The organism is Mesorhizobium sp. M8A.F.Ca.ET.165.01.1.1 (assembly GCF_004792065.1).
Lineage (GTDB): Bacteria > Pseudomonadota > Alphaproteobacteria > Rhizobiales > Rhizobiaceae > Mesorhizobium.
In genome coordinates, this window is record NZ_SRTH01000001.1 from 234481 (window position 1) to 254755 (window position 20275).

The 20275-nt window shown below is 63.0% G+C and carries 18 protein-coding genes; 14 read left to right on the forward strand and 4 right to left on the reverse strand.

Annotation, left to right across the window (positions count from 1 at the left end; genetic code table 11):
- Positions 1–59: 59 nt before the first annotated feature.
- Together EN808_RS01190 and EN808_RS01195 are read right to left on the reverse strand one after the other, a co-directional pair.
- On the reverse strand, positions 60–1058 hold the full coding sequence (locus EN808_RS01190; protein WP_127277040.1) for an aldo/keto reductase: 999 nt from the start codon (positions 1056–1058) through the stop codon (positions 60–62).
- Between the two features lie 63 nt (positions 1059–1121).
- Positions 1122–2627 (reverse strand): altronate dehydratase family protein, encoded by a 1506-nt coding sequence (locus EN808_RS01195; RefSeq protein WP_127872338.1) that lies wholly within the window; start codon positions 2625–2627, stop codon positions 1122–1124.
- Between the two features lie 237 nt (positions 2628–2864).
- Here EN808_RS01195 and EN808_RS01200 point away from each other — a divergent pair, with 237 nt between their 5' ends.
- From EN808_RS01200 to gndA, 6 genes are all read left to right on the forward strand, one after another.
- On the forward strand, positions 2865–3767 hold the full coding sequence (locus EN808_RS01200) for a GntR family transcriptional regulator (RefSeq protein ID WP_135914962.1): 903 nt from the start codon (positions 2865–2867) through the stop codon (positions 3765–3767).
- A gap of 120 nt (positions 3768–3887) precedes the next feature.
- Positions 3888–4244 (forward strand): DUF2946 family protein, encoded by a 357-nt coding sequence (locus EN808_RS01205; protein WP_135915244.1) that lies wholly within the window; start codon positions 3888–3890, stop codon positions 4242–4244.
- A gap of 96 nt (positions 4245–4340) precedes the next feature.
- Entirely contained in the window at positions 4341–4883 is a 543-nt protein-coding gene (locus EN808_RS01210) for a copper chaperone PCu(A)C (protein WP_135914963.1), read from the forward strand.
- A gap of 39 nt (positions 4884–4922) precedes the next feature.
- On the forward strand, positions 4923–5441 hold the full coding sequence (locus EN808_RS01215) for a YcnI family protein (protein ID WP_135914964.1): 519 nt from the start codon (positions 4923–4925) through the stop codon (positions 5439–5441).
- 127 nt (positions 5442–5568) lie between these two features.
- On the forward strand, positions 5569–7128 hold the full coding sequence (locus EN808_RS01220) for a copper resistance CopC/CopD family protein (protein ID WP_135915245.1): 1560 nt from the start codon (positions 5569–5571) through the stop codon (positions 7126–7128).
- Between the two features lie 151 nt (positions 7129–7279).
- Positions 7280–8707, forward strand: a complete 1428-nt coding sequence (gene gndA / locus EN808_RS01225) for an NADP-dependent phosphogluconate dehydrogenase (protein WP_135914965.1) — start codon at positions 7280–7282, stop codon at positions 8705–8707.
- Here the strand turns inward: gndA and EN808_RS01230 are convergent.
- Positions 8704–9756 carry a LacI family transcriptional regulator gene (locus EN808_RS01230; RefSeq protein WP_135914966.1) on the reverse strand — a complete coding sequence of 351 codons (1053 nt, stop codon included), beginning with the start codon at positions 9754–9756 and terminating at the stop codon, positions 8704–8706. The two genes, gndA and EN808_RS01230, sit on opposite strands and share 4 nt — an antisense overlap.
- A gap of 409 nt (positions 9757–10165) precedes the next feature.
- Here EN808_RS01230 and EN808_RS01235 point away from each other — a divergent pair, with 409 nt between their 5' ends.
- The 7 genes from EN808_RS01235 (at position 10166) to mgrA (ending at position 17551) form a co-directional block, all read left to right on the forward strand.
- Positions 10166–11404, forward strand: coding sequence for an ABC transporter substrate-binding protein (locus EN808_RS01235; protein ID WP_135914967.1), 1239 nt, complete (start codon positions 10166–10168; stop codon positions 11402–11404).
- An 85-nt stretch (positions 11405–11489) separates the two neighbouring features.
- Complete coding sequence (locus EN808_RS01240; RefSeq protein ID WP_135914968.1) at positions 11490–12383, forward strand: sugar ABC transporter permease; 894 nt, start codon at positions 11490–11492, stop codon at positions 12381–12383.
- Positions 12376–13311, forward strand: coding sequence for a carbohydrate ABC transporter permease (locus EN808_RS01245; RefSeq protein ID WP_135914969.1), 936 nt, complete (start codon positions 12376–12378; stop codon positions 13309–13311). Before EN808_RS01240 ends, EN808_RS01245 begins: the two co-directional genes overlap by 8 nt.
- Positions 13311–14414, forward strand: coding sequence for an ABC transporter ATP-binding protein (locus EN808_RS01250; RefSeq protein WP_189524038.1), 1104 nt, complete (start codon positions 13311–13313; stop codon positions 14412–14414). The genes EN808_RS01245 and EN808_RS01250 overlap by 1 nt, the downstream gene beginning before the upstream one ends.
- A 55-nt stretch (positions 14415–14469) precedes the next feature.
- Entirely contained in the window at positions 14470–15216 is a 747-nt protein-coding gene (locus EN808_RS01255) for a sugar phosphate isomerase/epimerase (protein WP_135914971.1), read from the forward strand.
- An 11-nt stretch (positions 15217–15227) separates the two neighbouring features.
- The gene (locus tag EN808_RS01260; protein WP_135914972.1) at positions 15228–16370 is read left to right on the forward strand and encodes a Gfo/Idh/MocA family oxidoreductase; all 1143 of its coding nucleotides are present in this window, start codon (positions 15228–15230) and stop codon (positions 16368–16370) included.
- A 134-nt stretch (positions 16371–16504) separates the two neighbouring features.
- The gene (gene mgrA, locus EN808_RS01265) at positions 16505–17551 is read left to right on the forward strand and encodes an L-glyceraldehyde 3-phosphate reductase (RefSeq protein WP_135914973.1); all 1047 of its coding nucleotides are present in this window, start codon (positions 16505–16507) and stop codon (positions 17549–17551) included.
- A 74-nt stretch (positions 17552–17625) separates the two neighbouring features.
- Here the strand turns inward: mgrA and EN808_RS01270 are convergent, their stop codons facing one another.
- Positions 17626–18723, reverse strand: a complete 1098-nt coding sequence (locus EN808_RS01270) for a trypsin-like serine protease (RefSeq protein ID WP_135914974.1) — start codon at positions 18721–18723, stop codon at positions 17626–17628.
- A 398-nt stretch (positions 18724–19121) separates the two neighbouring features.
- On the opposite strand from EN808_RS01270, the gene EN808_RS01275 reads away from it, so the two are divergent.
- Complete coding sequence (locus EN808_RS01275) at positions 19122–20210, forward strand: serine protease (RefSeq protein WP_135914975.1); 1089 nt, start codon at positions 19122–19124, stop codon at positions 20208–20210.
- Positions 20211–20275 lie beyond the last annotated feature (65 nt).

Genomic DNA, 20275 nt, shown 5'->3' on the forward strand with positions numbered 1-20275 from the left:
TGGATCGCGACATTGTGAAGTCGGCCCCTGACCCTATGGACATCGCGAAGTACGGGGCCTCAAGCCAGTTCCTGCACCACCGTGTAGGGACGATACTTGGCATATTCCGTCTCCGGCACGTCGATATCGAGCAGTTCGAGGTTGCGCGTCAGGTTCGCCAATTTTGCCGTGCCGGTCAGCACGGTGGCGACGGCTGGCTCGTGCAAGGGAAACTGAAACGCGGCCGCCGGCAGCGGATAACCGCCTTCACCGGCGATCTTCTCCATGGCGTCGACACGGTCGAGCACATCGTGGCTGGCGGGCTGGTAGTCGAAATGGGCGCCTTGCACCGGCCCGGTCGCCAATATGCCCGAGTTGAAAACGCCACCGATCACCAGCGACGTCTGTTGCGCACGGCACAGCGGCAGCAGTTCGGCTTCCGCGCTGCGGTCGAGCAAGGAATAACGGCTGGCGAGCAGGATGCAGTCGAGCGGCGCCCGGCGCATCACGTCAAGGCAGATTGGGACTTCGTTGACGCCGAGCCCATAGGCGGAAATCGTACCGGCCCGCTTCAACTCCTCAAGCGCCTTGAGCCCGCCATCCATCAGCTGGCGGAAATGCAGCTTGGTCTTCTCCACACCATGCGTGTAGACGCCGATGTCGTGCACATACAGGATGTCTATCCTGTTTAGCCCGAGGCGCGCATAGCTGAAGTCTACCGACCGCATGATGCCGTCATAGGAATAGTCGTAATCCAGCGCGAAGGGCAGCGGATCGACATAGGAGTGGTCGGGAACCTGGTCTTCCGGCACCGGGCGGAACAGGCGGCCGACCTTGGTCGAAAGCACGTAGGAATCGCGTGGCTTGTAGCGCAGGAAGTCGCCGAAGCGACGCTCCGACAGGCCGAAGCCGTAGAAGGGCGCGGTGTCGAAATAGCGCAAGCCCGCCTCCCAGGCGCCTTGCAGCGTTTCCATCGCCGCCTCGCGCGAACAGGCGCGGTAGAGGCCGCCGATCGCGGCGCCGCCAAAGCTGATCTCTGTGACCTCCAGCGCTGTCTGGCCGATGCGGCGTCTTTCCATGCACAACCTCCCCGTTCCCGGCCGTTGTCCAGCCCGGCAAGTTTATCAGATATTGCTTGAATTTCAGAGTGTCGCGCCGAGATGCCAGGGCACGAACTCGTTGTCGCCATAGCCGAAATCCTCGCTCTTGGTCTTGCGGCCCGAAGCCGTCTCGACGATGAGTTCGAAGATCTCGCGGCCCATGCCGGCGATGGTCTTTTCGCCGGAGGCGATGACGCCGCAATTGACGTCCATGTCCTCTTCCATCTGGTGATACATGGTCGAGTTGGTGGCGACCTTGATCGAGGGTGTCGGCCGGCAGCCGAAGCAGGAGCCGCGGCCGGTGGTAAAGACGATGACATTGGCGCCGCCCGCGACCTGTCCCGTGGCCGAGACCGGGTCGTACCCGGGCGTGTCCATGAACACCAGCCCGTTGCCGGTGACCTTCTCGGCGTAGCCGAACACGCCGTTGAGCGGCGTCTGGCCGCCCTTGGCGACGGCACCGAGCGACTTTTCCAGGATGGTGGTGAGGCCGCCGCGCTTGTTGCCGGGCGAGGGGTTGTTGTCGATCGAGGCGCCATGCTTGGCGACGTGATCTTCCCACCATTTCACATAGCCATCGAGCTTCTTGGCGACCTCGGGCGTCGCCGCACGATAGGCGAGCAGATGCTCGGCGCCATAAATCTCCGTCGTCTCGGAGAGGATGCCGATGCCGCCGACGCCAGCGAGAATGTCGACCGCCGCGCCCAGCGCCGGATTGGCCGTGATGCCAGACATGCCGTCGGAGCCGCCGCATTGCAGGCCGACGACGATCTCGCTGACCGGAATCGGCTCGCGCTTCAACTGGCCGACTTCCTCTGATATCTCGGCCAGCACGCCCATCGCCTTTTCCACCGATTTGCGCGACCCGCCGGCATCCTGGATGTTGAAGTGGCGCTTGCCGGCGGCGGCACCCTTCTGGCCGTAGAGGGTGAGCTGGTTGACCTCGCAGCCGAGGCCGACCATCAGCACGCCGCCGAAATTCGGATGGCGGGCATAGCCGGCCAAGGTCCGGTGCAGCACCATCATGCCGTCGCCGGTACCGCTCATGCCACAACCCTGGCCATGGACGATCGGCACGAAGCCATCGATGCCGGGATATTTCGGCAGCAAGGTCCTGTTGGCCGTGTCGGCGATCGAATGGCAGACGGTGGCCGAACAATTGACGCTGGCGATGATGCCGATGAAGTTGCGCGTGCCGGCGCGGCCATCGGCTCGGCGATAGCCCATGAAAGTGCGGGCGCGGTCAGCTTCGGTTGCGTGCTCGGCTTCGCTCGGCGGCACCACCGGCAGCCGGCCGGCCTCGAAAACCAGATTGTGCGAATGGACGTGCTCGCCCGGCGCGATGTCCTGTGTGGCGCGGCCGATCGCCTGGGCGTATTTGACCACGGCTTCACCCGCGGCGATCGGCTTGATCGCCACCTTGTGGCCAGGCTCGATGACGGCGGCAGCGAGCGCGCCGCCCGGCAGCGTGGTGCCGATCTCGATACGGCCATTGGCAACGGCGACATTGTCGGCGGGAGATAGAAGAATGGTGTTCGAGGCGTTCACGGGCGTTTCCTGGGTGATCCTGGGATGCGCGGATTGACACGCGCCTGTTAAGAGATAATGTCTTTTATCGTGAAAAAACAGTTTTGCGTCAATTGTTTTTTCGCTCGGGTCGGCCCTTGGTGGCGCTGGAAACAATGAGCCTGGCCCAGTGAAAGCGATTCCTGCTTTCAGGGTCCTGGGAAGATCATATTGCGCTTCAAGCCGGCCGCCGCAAGCGCGGGGATGAATGGGTCAGGGATGTCGAAGAGCAACAACGTCTACAAGGATGCCTACAACCGGTGCCTCAGGCTGCTCGACGAGACGCGCAGCCTGCCGTCGGAACCCGAGCTGGGCGCGCTGCTCGGCGTCAGCCGCACGACCGTGCGCAGCATCCTGGCGCGTATGGAGGAAACCGGGCTGATCGCCTGGAACAAGCGCGCCAAGACGGTGCTGCGCGACCCGCATCCCGACGATTTCTTCCCCGAGGAAGAGACCGACACACTGGCCGAGATCATCGAGCGGTCGTTCATGCGGAGGCTGCTTGCCGGCGGCGCCGAGGCCGGCATGCAGATCAACGAGCTCGAACTGGCGCGTGAGATCGGTGTCGGCACCACCAGCGTGCGCGAGTTCCTGATCCGCTTCTCCCGTTTCGGCCTGATCGAGAAACGCCGCAACAGCCATTGGGTGCTGAAAGGTTTTACACGCGCCTTCGCGCTGGAACTGACCGAGATCCGCGAGATATTCGAATTGCGCTCGGCCGCCGCGTTCACCGCGCTGCCGCGGGATAGTCCGGTCTGGGGGGATCTCGACCGGCTGGAGGAGGAACACCGCGCTCTGGCGCGCGAGATTGCAACGCGCTTCAATGAGTTTTCGGAGCTGGACGAGCGCTTCCACCGGCTTATCCATCGCGCCTCGCACAACCGCTTCATCGTTGATTTCTACGACGTCATCGCCATGATCTTCCATTACCATTACCAGTGGAACAAGGCACAGGAACGCGAGCGCAACGAAGTCGCGATCGGCGAGCATCTATCCTATATCGAGGCACTCAAGTCGCGCGACCTCGGCAAGGTCGATGCAGCCTGCCGCAAGCATCTGAAGTCGGCACGCCAGACATTGCTGACCTCGATCCCGGAAAGCCGGCCATCCCAAAAGAGCTGATCCTGCCGCGTTGCCGCAGCATCGAATTGGCGATTTTCGACCTGTCTCGGCCGTGCTAGGTATCGTCATCGATTGTTTGAAGAGGCAGATGGCTTGATCGGCCCGGGGAGACGGTGGAGCATTCCGGTCGTGCTTGTCGCGGCCTATTTGCTGTTGCTCCAGTCGACACTTGGTGCGTTCGCCCTCAGCACCGCGCCGAGTGCCGCGCAGCTCGATGCCTTCGGCAACGTCATCTGTACCCACGACGGCGCCTCCCAGCTTCCCGGCGGCGACCAGCATCCGTCCCACCTGCCGGCCTGCTGCACACTTGGCTGCGGCATGTTTTCGCCGGCCTATGCGCCGCCGCCCGATGCCGGGCTTGCACTTGCGTCCCTTTCCTTCGAGGCCGTCGCCTTCGTCTTCCCGGCGACCACGCATCTCGACTTCGCCCGCGAACGCTCCCCGTCGAACCCGCGCGCGCCGCCGCTGGCGGGTTAAGCCTGCTTGCTTGCGGAACCTTTCGCGAGCGTACTCATCCAAGATCAAAACCATTCGCGACCGGCGACGGCGCGATCATCACGTCATGGAGCAACCATGTCCCATTCTTTCCGTATGTCGGCGGGCATCGCGTTCGGCCGCACCCTGTCTCGCTTCAAAGCCGATCTTGGCATCATCACATTGGCCTTTTCCCTGTTGTTCGTTGGCGCCCAGGCCGTACCGGCGCATGAATTCAAGGTCGGCGATCTCGAAATCGTACACCCCTGGTCGCGCGCCACGCCGGCTGGCGCCAAGGTGGCCGGCGGCTATTTCACCATCGTCAACAAGGGCAGTACACCGGACCGGCTGCTGTCGATCTCCTCCGACGTCTCCGAAAAGGCCGAACTGCATCAAATGGGGGTCACGGACGGCGTCATGACCATGCGGCCAGTGGACGGTGGCTTGGAAATCCCGGCAGGCGGCAAGGTCGCGCTCGCGCCTGGAGGCTATCACCTAATGTTCATCGGCCTGAAGCGGCAACCCAAGCAGGGCGAAAAGTTCGCCGCCACGCTGACCTTCGAGAAGGCCGGTACGGTCAGCGTCGAGTTCGCCGTCGAGGGCATGGGCGAAATGGGTGGCATGGACGACCACGCCAATTGATCGTGCCGATCCACCTATTTTGACATCAGAGGGACCCTCATGATCAGATATCTTTTGGCGGCCGGCGCGTTTCTCGTGCTGGGGACAAATGCCGCCTTCGCGCACATCACGCTCGAGACCCAGGAGGCGGCGGTCGGCTCGACCTACAAGGCAGTGCTGCGCGTGCCGCATGGTTGCGACGGCAAGGCGACGACCGCCGTACGCGTGCAGATCCCGGAAGGGGTGATTGCGGTCAAGCCGATGCCCAAGCCTGGCTGGACACTGCAGACCAAGAAGGGCAAGTTCGAGAAGTCGTACCTGCTCTTCGGCGAGGCGGTGGCCGACGGGGTGAAGGAAGTCGACTGGAGCGGCGGCAATCTGCCGGATGAATTTTACGACGAGTTCGCCTTCCGGGCGACGCTGACGGCGGATTTGCCCGCCGGCCAGAAACTCTACTTCCCGGTGGTGCAGGAATGCGGCGATGCCGCCGCCCGCTGGATCGAGATTCCGGCGGCCGGACAGGATGAGGACGCGCTTGAGAACCCGGCGCCCGGCATCAAGCTCACGCCGAAGAAATGATTTTCTGGCGGCGCGCCCTGTCGGCAAGGTGCGCCGTCAATTCCATGGCGACAGCATGAACGCGAGATCCCCACTTCAAAGGCCCGCAACGACCAGCAAGCGATTCGGCTGGCCCGGTCTTTTCGCGATGGTCATCGCGTTCATCGTCATGGCCTCGACAAGCCAGGCCTTTGCCCATGCGGCGCTGATCAAGACCGACCCGGCCGACGGCGCCGTGCTGGCACAGGCGCCGGCGCGGTTCTCGCTGACCTTCAGCGAGCCGGTTGCGCCGCTGGTGCTGACACTGGTGAGGCCCGACGGCACGCCAGTTGCGCTGACATCCTTCCGCCTCAGCGACCAGACGGTCGACATCGACAATGCGCAGGCGCTCAAATCGGGCACGCATGTGCTGAGCTGGCGTGTCATTTCCGCCGACGGCCATCCGGTCGGCGGCTCGCTCTTGTTTTCCATCGGCGCGCCAAGCGAGCCGCCGGCCGTCTCCGAAGCGATCGACTGGCCGCTGCGGTCGGCGATCTGGATCGGCAAGGTCCTTCTCTATGCAGGGCTTTTCCTCGGCATTGGCGGCGCTTTCGCCCTTGCCTGGCTGGCTGGCGATGGCCGCGCCGGTCAGCGCTTTGTTGCCGGGACGATTCTGTGCGGACTGGTGGCGGCGCCGCTATCGCTGGGCTTGCAAGGCCTCGATGCGCTTGGAGCGCCGCTCTCCCATCTGGCGCAGCCGGTTGTCTGGCGCACCGGTCTCGGCACCAGCTTCGGCTGGACGGTGCTGATCGCTCTGATCGCGCTGGGTCTCGGCCTGCTTTCGCTGGCCGGACCGCGCGCGGCTGCCAGGCCGCTTGCCCTTGCCGGGCTGGCGGGTGTGGGCGCGGCACTTGCCGCAAGCGGCCACGCCAGTGCCGCTGAGCCGCAATGGCTGACACGGCCGCTGGTCTTCGTGCATGGCGCCGGTATCGCTTTTTGGGCCGGCGCTCTGGTGCCGCTCGGTCTCGCGCTGAAGCGTCAAGCGGCCGGTGCCGTCGAATTCCTGCGCCGCTTCTCATGGGCCATCCTGCCTGTGGTCGCCTTGCTTGCCGCGGCGGGCGTCGTGTTGGCCGTGATCCAGGTGCGGACGCCCTTGGCGCTGATCGACACCGCCTATGGCCGGCTGCTGCTGGTCAAGCTCGCGCTGTTGGTCTTCCTGTTCACGCTTGCCGCCGTCAATCGCTGGAAGCTCACCGCTTCGGCCGAGGCGGGCGCGACCGAGGTGCAACGCAGGCTCACCCGCTCGGTCGGCGTCGAAGTGCTGATCGTGCTGGCGATCTTCGGTGTCGCCGCGGGCTGGCGCTTTACACCGCCGCCGCGGGCGCTGGCGATCGCGGCGGCGCAACCGGTTTCGGTCCACATCCACGCGCTGCAGGCGATGGCCGATCTCAGCATCGCGCCTGGCCACGCCGGCCGGGTTTCCGCCTCGATGATCATCATGACCGGAGATTTCGGACCGCTCGATGCCAAGGAAGTGACGCTGGTGCTGTCGAAGCCCGACTCCGGCATCGAGCCGCTGAAGCGCGCGGCAACCAAGCCCGGCGACGGCAGCTGGCGTGTCGACAATCTCGTCATTCCAGTGCCCGGCCGCTGGACGGCGCGCATCGACATCCTGGTCTCGGACTTCGACGTGGTGAAGATCGAGGCGCCGATCGACATCAGGCCGTAACTCACGGATGTGATACCATTGTCGAACGGGAAACGTCTGCGTGCGGCTATAACACAATTCGGCGAGGCGGTTGACGCGGCCCGAAACGCTCGTCAATCATCGCCCGCAAAACACGGCCTCAACAAAGCGATCCGAAAGCAGGGAAGAAACGATGGAAAAAGCCGAAATCGGCCTGATCGGCCTTGGCACGATGGGTTCCAACCTGGCGCTGAACATCGCCGAACACGGGCACCGCATCGCCGTCTTCAACCGCACCAAGGCACGCACCGACGCCTTCGTGGAGAATGCCGGTGCGCTCAGGAACATGGTCGTCCCCTGTTACAACCTGGAAGAGCTTGCCGCGGCGATCCGGCCACCGCGCCCGATCATCATCATGGTGCTGGCCGGCAAGCCGGTGGACGAGCAGATCGAGGCGCTGCGCGGCGTGCTGTCGGCCAACGACATCGTCATCGACGCCGGCAATGCCAACTTCCGCGACACGATGCGGCGCTTCTCGGAACTGTCCGGCTCGGGTTTGACCTTTATCGGCATGGGTGTCTCGGGCGGCGAGGAGGGCGCGCGCCATGGACCGTCGATCATGGTCGGCGGCACCGAGGACTCGTGGAAGCGCGTCGAGAAGGTACTGACCGCCATCTCCGCCAAGTTCAAGGACGAGCCCTGTGCCGCCTGGCTCGGCACCGACGGCGCCGGGCATTTCGTCAAGACCATCCACAACGGCATCGAATATGCCGACATGCAGATGATTGCCGAGATCTACGGCATCCTGCGCGATGGCCTGGGCATGGGGCCGAAGGATATCGGCACGGTATTTTCCAACTGGAACAAGGGCCGGCTCAATTCCTACCTGATCGAGATCACCGCCAAGGTGCTCGCCGCCGACGATCCGAAGACCGGCAAGCCGGTGGTCGACATCATCCTCGATCGCGCCGGCCAGAAGGGCACCGGCAAGTGGTCCGTCATCGAGGCGCAGCAGCTCGGCATTCCGGCGACCGCGATCGAGGCGGCGGTGGCGGCGCGCGTGCTGTCGTCGATCAAGGACGAAAGGCAGGCAGCCGAAAAGGCCTATGGCAATATCGGCGTGACGAAAATTTCGGGCGACAAGGACACGCTGCTGAAAGACCTCGAACTGGCGCTATTCGCCGGCAAGATCGCTGCTTACGCGCAGGGCTTTGCCGTGATGGCCGGCGCCTCGAAGGAGTTCAACTGGAACCTGCCGATGCCGACCATCGCCAAGATCTGGCGCGCCGGCTGCATCATCCGCTCGCAAATGCTCGACACAATGGCCGAGGCCTTCAGCAGTGGCGGCGCTTCGACCAACCTGCTGATGGCGCCGGCTTTCATCAGCTTGATGCAGGAGGCGCATCCGTCGCTGCGGCGCATCGTGGCGAGGGCTTCCGAAGCCGGGACGCCGGTGCCGGCTCTGTCTTCGGCGCTTGCCTATTTCGACAGCTATCGCCAGGGCCGCGGCACCTCGAACCTGATCCAGGCGCAGCGCGACTTCTTCGGCGCGCATGGTTTCGAGCGCATCGGCGAGCAGGGTGCGTTCCACGGCCCGTGGGGCAGCGGCGCCGCGGGTTAGTCGCCTGAGCGCCGATAGGCCACGACGCCCTTCGGCTCGCTCAGGCTCTGCAGCGAGCCGGGCGCGGTGCCGCCGATCCAGCCGAGCACCGAGCGTGCAAGCTCGGAGCCGGCCAGCCGGAAATCTTCGTTGACGACCAGCAATTCATGCCGGAACAGATGCAGCAGATCCGACGACTGTTTCGACACCACGTCGACGTCGCGGCCGAGCTTGAAGCCGGCATCCTCGATACCGGCGACGATGGCGAGCGTCGCGGCGGCGGCGCTGCTGATAATGCCGTCCGGCCTGATGTCGCGCCGCATCAGTTGCGCGGTCCTCATCCTGATCTGTTCGATCGAATGGTCGATCGAGATGGTGTTGAACGGCACCTCGCTGGCGCCGACTTCGCTCAGCGCGTCGGCAAAGCCGTCGACCGTATGGCGGTAGTAGCTCAAACCGACCGGCGGCGTCACCAAAGCGAGCCGGCGGCGGCCCATGCCGGCGAGATGGCGCACGGCCTCGGCCGCGAAGGCGTAGTTGTCGAAATCATGGTAGGGATGAACCAGCCCCATATCGGTGCGGCCATGCGTGGCGAAGGGTATGCCGCGCTCCAGCATGTAGCGGGCGCGCGGATCGTTCGGCTGCGTGCGCGAGATGATGACGCCGTCGGCCGAACCGGTCTCCACGAGATAGCGCACCGGATCCAGCGGATCCTGCGAGCGCGAATAGGGTGTGACGATCAAGTGGTAGGGCGTGTCGGCGATGACTTCGGTGACACCGTAGATGATGTCGGAGACGAAGCTCATGATCTCCTGCTCGGTGTTGAGCACGAGGCTGATGACATTGGTCTTGCCGGTCCTGAGGCGCACGCCGGCGCGGTTGGGCCGGTAGCCGATCTGCTTGGCGACGAGCTGGACGCGGCGCCTGGTCTCGGCGCCGATCTCCGGGGCATCCTTCAGGGCGCGCGATACGGTGGTCACGCCGAGCCCGGTCATGAAGGCAAGCGTCTTCAGCGTCGGCCGCTCTCGCGTCGACGCCTCTTCGTTTTTTTCCGTCCGCTGTTTGTCCATTCTTCCCGCCCGTCAGGCGCATAGCAGCCGCAGGCCGGGTCGGCAATCGCCGCAATCCGCAATCCGGCGTGATTTCAGGCCTTGTGTGGCTGCAATATACTGAAACGTTACAGATTGCCAATCTCGGCTTGTCGTGCGCCAGTATGGTTGCGGATATCTGGTGGGCAAATTCTCTTGGGAATCCAAGGCGAAATGCCGCCTTCGCGGCGACTTTGCCGAGTTTTACAGGAAAATTGACCGTTTTGCACTGCAATCGCGGCGTGTTGCGATGCAGCACACGCGGCGGGCTCCAAGAATTTATTCGCGCTTCGAAAAAATGTAAGGTCATCCGCACGGCCGGGGTTGCACCATCGGCGCAATTGCCGTATCGAAAATCTGTAACGTTTCAGATTTCTGGGAGGAAGCCGAAATGCGATACAAATTCATGACCGCTGCCTTTGCCGCGACAGTTGCGCTCAACGCCGCCGGGCCAGCGGCCGCGACCGATCTGGAAGTCACCCATTGGTGGACCTCCGGTGGCGAGGCGGCGGCGGTCGCCGAACTCGCCAAGGCATTCGACGCCACAGGCAATCACTGGGTCGACGGTGCCATCGCCGGATCCGGCGGCACGGCGCGGCCGATCATGATCAGCCGCATCACGGGCGGCGATCCGATGGGAGCCACCCAATTCAATCATGGCCGGCAGGCGGAAGAACTGGTGCAGGCCGGCCTGATGCGCGACCTCACCGATGTCGCCACCAAGGGCAAATGGACGGAAGTGGTGCGGCCCAAGAGCCTCCTCGACAGTTGCACGATCGGCGGCAAGATCTATTGCGTTCCGGTCAACATCCATTCCTGGCAATGGCTCTGGCTGTCGAACGCGGCCTTCGAAAAGGCCGGCGTGCCGGTGCCGAAGAACTGGAATGAATATGTGGCCGCGGCCCCGGCGCTGGAGAAGGCAGGCATCGTGCCGCTCGCGGTCGGTGGGCAGGCCTGGCAGGCATCGGGCGCCTTCGACGTGCTGCTTGCCGCGGTCGGCGGAACCGACACCTTCCTCAAGGTCTACAAGGACAAGGACGCCAAGTTCGCAGCCGGTCCCGAAGTCGCCAAGGTCTTCAAGGCAGCCGACGATGCGCGCAAGATGGCCAAAAACACCAATGTGCAGGACTGGAACCAGGCCACCAACATGGTCATCACCGGCAAGGCTGGCGGCCAGATCATGGGCGACTGGGCGCAAGGCGAATTCCAGGTCGCCGGCAAGACCGCCGGCAAGGACTATACCTGTCTTCCCGGCCTTGGCCTGAACGAGGTCATCGCCACGGGCGGCGACGCCTTCTACTTCCCGCTGCTCAAGGATGCCGACAAGGCCAAGGCGCAGGAAGTACTGGCCGAAACCCTGCTCGATCCCAAGACCCAGGTCGCCTTCAACCTCAAGAAGGGCTCGCTGCCGGTGCGCGGCGACGTCGACCTCGACGCGGCCAATGACTGCATGAAGAAGGGCCTCGCCATCCTGGCCAAGGGCGCGGTCATCCCGTGGACGGACCAGCTTCTCTCGCAGGACAGCCAGAAGCAGAAGGAGGACCTGTTCTCGGAGTTCTTCGCCAAGCCCGACATGACCCTCGAAGAGGCGCAGAAGCGTTTCGCCGACATCATCGCTTCCGCCGATTGATCTCGGGCGCCCCCGCCAGCTCCCGGCCCTTGTCAATCGAGGGTCGGGAGCGTGAGGCTCTCATTGTCCCAGCGAGGCTGCCGAGATGAGCAACAGCGAACGCCCCAACCAGCTTTTCCGCAATCTCAACGCGAAAATCGCCTCGATCCCGATGGTGCTCACCGCCGTGGTGGTGTTCGTCGGCGGCACGGCGTGGACGGTGCTTTATTCCTTCACCAATTCGAAGCTCCTGCCGCGGTTGAATTTCGTCGGGCTAGACCAGTATTATCGGCTGTGGGCGACGCCGCGCTGGCTGATCTCGATCGAGAATCTCTTGATCTACGGCGTGATCTCACTGGTGTTCTCGTTGGTGATCGGGTTTCTGCTGGCAGCCCTGCTCGACCAGAAGATCCGTTTCGAGGACACGTTCCGCACCATCTTCCTCTACCCCTTCGCACTCTCCTTCATCGTCACCGGCCTTGTCTGGCAGTGGCTGCTCAATCCGGATTTCGGCGTCCAGGGCGTGGTGCGAAGCCTCGGCTGGACCAGCTTCGACTTCAATCCGCTCTACAATTCCAGCATCGTCATCTACGGCATATCGATCGCCGCGCTTTGGCAAGGCACGGGACTGATCATGTGCCTGATGCTGGCGGGCCTGCGCGGCATCGACGAGGATATCTGGAAGGCCGCACGGGTGGACGGGATACCCATGTGGAAGACCTATCTCTTCATCATCATCCCGATGATGCGGCCGGTGTTCATCACCACGCTGGTGATCATCGCGTCCGGCATCGTCAAGGTCTACGACCTCGTCGTTGCGCAGACCAGCGGCGGTCCCGGCATCGCCTCCGAAGTGCCGGCAAAATATGTCTACGACTACATGTTCTTCGCCCAGAATCTCGGCCAGGGTTTTGCCGCTTCGACCATGATGCTGCTGTCGGTGATGATCGTCATCGTGCCATGGGCCTATCTCGAATTCGGAGGCCGCAAGCGTGTCTGACCACGTCGTCTCCTTGTCCGCCGCGTCGTCAAACCCGCAAGCTGGCGTCTCCGGACCGAGCGGACCGAAGCCGCGACATATGTTCTCGCGCCGCAACATTTTCCTCTACGGTACGCTCATCGTGGTGGCGCTCTACTACCTCCTGCCGCTCTATGTGATGGTCGTCACCTCGCTCAAGGGCATGCCGGAAATCCGCCTCGGCAACATCTTCTCGCCGCCGCTCGAGATCACCTTCGAGCCTTGGGTCAAGGCGTGGTCGCAGGCATGCACCGGCCTCAATTGCGACGGGCTTTCGCGCGGTTTCTGGAACTCGGTGCGCATCACCGTTCCCTCGGTGATCCTGTCGATCGCCATCGCCTCGGTGAACGGCTACGCGCTCGCCAATTGGCGCTTCAAGGGCGCCGACACATTCTTTGTCATCCTGATCGTCGGTGCCTTCATTCCCTATCAGGTGATGATCTATCCGATCGTCATCATCCTGCGCGAGGTCGGCCTCTATGGCAGCCTTACCGGCCTGGTGATCGTGCATTCCATTTTCGGCATGCCGATCCTGACGCTTCTGTTCCGCAATTATTTCACCTCGATGCCGGAGGAGCTGTTCCGGGCGGCGCGTGTCGATGGCGCCGGCTTCTGGGGTATCTATCTGCGCATCATGCTGCCGATGTCGTTGCCGATCTTCGTCGTCGCCGTCATTCTACAGGTGACCGGCATCTGGAACGACTTCCTGTTCGGCGTCGTCTACACCCGTCCCGACACTTATCCGATGACAGTGCAGCTCAACAACATCGTCAACTCGGTGCAGGGCGTGAAGGAATACAACGTCAACATGGCCGCCACCATCCTGACCGGCCTGGTGCCGCTGATCGTCTATTTCATTTCCGGCAAATTGTTCGTGCGCGGCATTGCCGCCGGCGCGGTGAAAGGGTGATGTCGATGGCGGCGAACGGCACCAGCGTTTCGATCCAGGACCTGTCGCTGAACTTCGGCGCGGTCTCGGTGCTGCAGACGCTCAACCTCGATGTCGCCGAAGGCGAGTTCATCGTGCTGCTCGGACCTTCCGGCTGCGGCAAGTCGACCTTGCTCAACTGCATCGCCGGCCTGCTCGATATTTCGGAAGGCCGCATCTTCATCAAGGGCAAGAACGTCACCTGGGAAGAGCCCAAGGACCGCGGCATCGGCATGGTTTTCCAGTCCTATGCGCTCTATCCGCAGATGACGGTGGAGAAGAACCTGTCCTTCGGGCTGCGTGTCGCCGGCATCGCCAAGGACGAAATCGCCAAGCGCATTGCACGCGCCGCCGAGATCCTGCAGATCGAGCCGCTTTTGCAGCGCAAGCCGGCCGCACTCTCGGGCGGCCAGCGCCAGCGCGTGGCGATCGGGCGGGCGCTGGTGCGCGATGTCGATGTCTTCCTGTTCGACGAACCGCTGTCCAATCTCGATGCCAAGCTGCGTTCGGAGCTGCGCGTCGAGATCAAGCTTCTGCACCGCAAGCTGCAGAACACGATGATCTACGTCACCCATGACCAGATCGAGGCGATGACGCTGGCCGACCGCATCGCGGTGATGAAGGGCGGTGTCATCCAGCAGCTCGACGCGCCGCAGACCATCTATAATCGTCCGGTCAACCGGTTCGTTGCAGGGTTCCTCGGCTCGCCGGCGATGAATTTCGTCGAGGGACAACTGGAAGCCGGCACGACGGCGGTGTTCAAGACCGGGGATTTGACCATACCGCTCGATCACTACGGCTTCGACGGCGCCGGCAACAAGAGCGGGCCTTGCGTGTTCGGGATCCGGCCGGAGCACGTTGCCTTTGGCGAGGCCGCGAACTCCATGCCCTTTGCCACCGACGCCGCCGTGGAAATCGTCGAGCCGATGGGCTCCGACACACTGGTGTGGACGAAGCTCGGCGACCGCAATTTCTCCTTCCGCGTCGAGGCGGAAAAGACGCTGCGCAATGGCGATCCGATCCGGATCGGCTTTGACCCTGCCCGCGCCTCGCTGTTCGATACCCCATCCGGCAACCGCATGTAGCTCCCAAGAAGACCATCCTCCCAAAGACAATCCCCAAGCAGAACGGACAGAGACGATGAACTGGTCATTCCAACTTTACAGCGCCCGCAATTTCTTGCCTTGGATCGATGTGCTCGAAATGCTCGGCAAGCTCGGTTACGCCGAGGTCGAAGGCTTCGGCGGCGTCTATGACGATCCCAAGGCCTTCCGCGCCGAACTCGACAAGAACGGCCTTGCCATGCCGACCGGGCATTTTTCCATCGATGCGCTGGAGAAGGATTTCGACGGCGTGCGCCGGATCGCCGAAACGCTCGGCGTCAAGCTCTTGATCTGCCCCTATCTGATGGCGGAGGACAGGCCATCCGATACCGCCGGCTGGCGCGGCTTCGGCGAGCGTCTGGCCAAGGTCGGCGAGGTGGCCTCGAAGGCCGGCTATGGCTTTGCCTGGCACAACCATGATTTCGAGTTCAAGGCGCTCGCCGACGGCTCGCTGCCGCAGGATCATATCCTGTCGTCCGCCCCCGACATTGGCTGGGAAATGGACGTTGCCTGGGTGGTGCGCGGCGGCGCCGATCCGCTGCCCTGGATCGAAAAGCACGGCAAGCGCATCGTCGCCGTGCATGTCAAGGACATAGCGAAGCCGGGTGAGGGGCTGGATGAGGATGGCTGGTCGGATGTCGGCCACGGCACGATCGACTGGGCGGACCTGATCAAGGTGTTGCAGGCCAAGAGCGCGGCGAAATACTTTGTCATGGAACAGGACAATCCCAACGACATCGAGCGCTTCGCCCGCCGCTCGATCGCAACCGTCAAGAGCTACTAGGAACAACCACCATGGCAAAGAAACTGGGTATTGGCGTCATCGGCTGCGGCAACATCTCGAAGGCGTATTTCTCGCTGGCGCCGCTGTTTCGCGGCATCGAGATGCGCGCCTGCGCCGACATCAACATGGACGCGGCCAGGGCACGGGCGAAAGAATTCAAGCTCCGTGCCGAGACCGTCGAGGATCTGCTCAAGGCCGACGATATCGACATCATCGTCAACCTGACCATTCCGGCCGTGCATTACGAGGTGTCGAAGCAGGTGCTCGATGCCGGCAAGCACGTCTATTCGGAAAAGCCGTTCGTGCTGTCGCTCAAGGAGGGCCAGGACCTCAAGACGCGGGCCGAGAAGAAGGGGCTGCGCATCGGCTCGGCGCCGGACACGTTTCTCGGCGGCGCGCACCAGCTGGTGCGCGAACTGATCGACGAGGGAAAGCTCGGCAGGATCACCAGCGGCACCTGCCATGTCATGGGCCATGGCATGGAACACTGGCACCCGAATCCGGATTTCTTCTTCCAGCCGGGCGCCGGGCCGGTGCTCGACATCGGACCGTACTACATCACCAATCTGATCCAGCTGATCGGGCCGGTGAAGCAGGTGGCGGCTTTCGCGACGACCCCCGCCAAGGAGCGGACCATCAGTTCCAAGCCGCGAGCGGGTGAAAAGATCCCGGTCAACACGCCGACCACCATTCACGGCCTGCTCGAATTCGAGAACGGCGCCGTGGTGACGCTGAACACAAGCTGGGACGTCTGGGCTCACGGCCACGCGCCGATGGAGCTTTATGGCGAGGCCGGAACGGTGTTCGTGCCGGATCCGAACTTCTTCGGCGGCGATGTGCGCTTCACCGAAGAGGGCAAACCGGTCAAGAAGCAGCCGAAATGGAAGCATCCGCTGGGCATCCCCAATGAGATGCACGGCCAAGGCATGATGGCCAATTACCGCACGGCGGGCCTGGCCGACATGGCGCTGGCGATCACCGAGGGCCGGCCGCACCGCTGCTCGATGGAACTCGCGTTGCATGCCGTCGATGTCATGACCGGCCTTCTGTGCTCCGGCGAAACCGGCAAGTTCGTCGCCATGCAGACCACTTGCGAGCGCCCGGCCGCGCTTGGCGTCAAGCAAGCCAAGGATCTCCTGGCCAAGAAAAAATAGATCGCGGGAGATTATCGATAATTTTGCTTACCCCTCTCCCCGTTCCGACGGAGAGGGGGTAAAGGATGGCGTACGGGCATGTTCGTCGCCTCTGCGATGACAGTGCCCTGTCCGTTCATATCCGAGGATTTCCCATGCCCTATATCGCCGCTGAAAACCGCTACGAGAACATGATCTACAACCGCTGCGGGCGGTCCGGCCTCAAGCTGCCGGCGATCTCGCTCGGGCTGTGGCACAATTTCGGCGACGACACGCCGCATCGGACCAAGCAGGCCATCGTCCGCAAGGCGTTCGACCTCGGCATCACCCATTTCGACCTCGCCAACAATTATGGGCCGCCGCCCGGCTCGGCGGAGACCGCTTTCGGCGAGATCCTGCGCACCGATTTTTCCGCCTATCGCGACGAACTGATCATCTCGACCAAGGCCGGCTACGAGATGTGGGCCGGCCCCTACGGCGAATGGGGCGGGCGCAAATATGTGCTGGCCAGCCTCGACCAGAGCTTGAAGCGGATGGGGCTCGACTATGTCGACATCTTCTATTCGCACCGTTTCGATCCCGACACGCCGCTCGAAGAAACCATGGGCGCGCTCGACCATGCGGTGCGTTCGGGCAAGGCACTCTATGCCGGCATCTCGTCCTACAATTCGCAGCGCACCCGCGAGGCCGCTGACATATTGAGGCAATTGGGCACGCCCTGTGTCATCCACCAGCCGAGCTATTCGATGTTGAACCGCTGGGTCGAGGAGGACGGGCTGCTCGACACGCTCGAAGGGCTCGGCGTCGGCTCCATCGTGTTTTCGCCGCTGGCGCAAGGCATGCTGACCGATAAATATCTCGGCGGCATTCCCGATGGCAGCCGGGCCTCCCAGGGCAAGTCGCTGAAGACGGCTTTCATCAACGATCGCACCATTGCCAACATCAAGTCGCTCAACGCGATCGCCGGCAAACGCGGCCAGACGCTGGCGCAGATGGCGTTGGCCTGGGTGCTGCGCAAGGGCAAGGTAACGTCGGCGCTGATCGGCGCCAGCCGGCCCGAGCAGGTGGAAGATTGCGTCGGCGCGCTCAAGGTGCTCGATTTCAGCGACGCCGAATTGGCCGAGATCGATACTTACGCGCGCGAGTCCGACATCAATCTGTGGGCGGCCTCCGCCGAGCGCAAAGGTCCGCCAAGGAAATAGGCTCTCTCGGCAAGCCGGCAAACAAAACGGCGGGATGTTCCCGCCGTTTTCCACGGCAATCCGAAGCGGCCGCTTCAGGGCGACTTTGGCTTCTGGGCGGTGCCGAGTCCGGCCTTGGGCTTTTCGGGCGCCGGGGCGGATGTCTTCATCTTGGCCTCGATCCAGCCGGTGTAGTTGGCCAGCCGCGTGTAGATGCCATAGGCGTCCTTGTGGCCGCAGGCAGCGCTGCCATCAGCGGGGCCTTCGCCCCAACTGACGACGCCGACCTGGACCGGGCCGCCGGCGCCGGTCATGAACAGCGGTCCGCCGCTGTCGCCATTGCAGGCGTCACGCACGCCGCTGGTGGTGCCGGCGCAGATCATGTTGCTGGTCAGCGGGTCGGTCATGTCGGCGGCAATCGCATTGGCCGCGGCATCGATGCCCTTTTCCGAATAGCGCATGCGGTGCGACAGGTCTCCGAGAGCCGCTTTCAGGTCATGCGCATAGATGGCCTTGATGCCGCTGTTGCAGGCACTGTTCGGCTGAAGATCGAGATCGGCGACCATCAGCGTGGTCGGGAAGGTGCCGTCCTGCATCTTGCCCCAGCCGGTGACGGTGGTCTTGCCGGTGTCGGGTGTCGCGTCATGGGTAAGCTTGATGGTCGGTGCATCGGCCGGGTCGGCGAGCCGGAGCAGGCCGAGATCGTTGTCGAGCGTCTGCTCGCTGTAGCCCTCGTTGACGATGACTTCGACAACCTTGTGCCGCTTGCCTTCGCTGAGATCCGTGGCACCGGTCAGCACGGTGACGGAATCGGGCGAGATCGGGCGGCCCTTGTCGTTGAGGCAGTGCGCCGCCGTCAGCACCCATCGCGGCGCGATCAGGCTGCCGCCGCAAAACTGCGCGTTGGCCTGAGAGGCCGGATTCTCGTCCAGCCTGGCGGTGGTGAGGAGTGCCACCTGGAAGGGATAGGCGCCCTTTTCAGCCTGATTGCCGCCATAGACGCGATCGGTGCCATCGGGGTTCTCCGCCGCTGCCTTGGCCCTGGCATCGGTCACCCGCTGCATCGGCGAAACGGCCGCTTCCGGCCTGACGGCGGCCTCGTCCGCCTGGCCGGCGTTGATGAATGCAGCGGCAGTGGCGATGCCAAGCAGCGATGCGGCAACGACCTGCCCGAACCGATTTGTGATGTGCACCTGAACCCCTCCTGAGACAATTCTCCCGCGCGGATCGACGCCGGGCATTGTGCACCAGGGGCCGCCGGTTCGGCGATCGGATACGCACCGTATCGAACGGCGCGCGATCGGTCACAAAACCGAATTCCACTTTTGCTAACCGTGCCCGCGAGCAGAACCCGCACAAAACTCTATAGCCCCCCACGGGCTACGTGGAAGCGATTTATCATTGCCAATCTTGGATTATTTTAGGCAGTATGTCGTGGCAGGGTCTTAGGCGGGGGCTTTAGATTGACCGAGGCAAACAACGATCCGGTACGTTCGCCGATAGCCTTTGCCGATTTTTCAGCACCACCACGATCTCGACAATATTTCTGTATTTTGATCCAGTCCTTGCTGACTTTTGGGAGAGTCTCACCATGACAAAACTGACAAAGCTTATGATGGCGTCCGCATTGCTTTCCACCGCAATGTCGGCAGTCCCTGCTTTCGCCGCCGATCCTGGCTCCGCCAGTGCCGGCAATGGCGAAAGTATGCGGGACGTGACGTCAGGCGACTACAAGCCCGGGCGGGCCAAGCCGATCGCGCCGCCGACGCTGACTGACGAAGACAACCGCGCCGCGCCGATCACCGACGAGAAAGCGGCTGTCAAATCCTATGGCATCATCGGACGTTCCGCCGATGGCAAGGAGATCAAGATCGAACCGAGCGAAGCGCTGCGAGAGATCATCATCAAGGAACTGAATGCGCCGGCAAATGGCGCCGAGGGCGGCCCGCGCAAGACCGAGGATCCTGACCTTGGCGAAGGCGAAGCCGGACGTCAGGTTTTCGGCACCGACGATCGTGAGCAGGTCAAGAACACCAAGACCTATCCGTTCTCGGCAATCGGCTATCTCGAAGCCAAGTCGAAGACCGGCTACGGCAGCTGTTCGGCAACGCTGATCGGCCCGCGCACCGTGCTTACCGCCGCACACTGTCTCTACAGCCACGAGGACAAGGACTGGCTCTCCGACTACCTGTTCGTGCCGGGCCTCAATGGCAGCACCGCCGATGACGCTCCGTTCGGCGCCTTCAGCTATGAAAGCGCCTATGTGCTGCAGGGCTTCATCGACAACTACCAGGGCTATTATGGCTCCGTGATCCCGTGGGATCTCGGCATCATCACGCTGAAGCAGGATGTCGGCACCAATCTCGGCTGGCTGGGCTACGCCAACTATGACGATCTCGGCGACTTCACCGCCAACCTCGTCGGCTATCCCGGCGACAAGCCGATGGGGACGATGTGGAAGGCAAGCTGCGAAGTGCATGCCGAAAACATCGCTCCGGAATATTTCCAGTATGACTGCGATACGTTTCCGGGGTCGAGCGGCAGCTCGGTCTATGCCTATGACAACAACTCCAAGCAGCGCATCATCACCGGCGTCAACGTGGCGGAAAGTCCCGACGCGAACACTGCCGTACGCCTGAACGCCGCCAACATCCAGTGGATCAACAGCCTCTACAAATGACGGCTGCCGACGGTCGCGGCGCGTGCCGCGACAGAGAAACAAAGAACCGGCGGCGGGACGTTCCC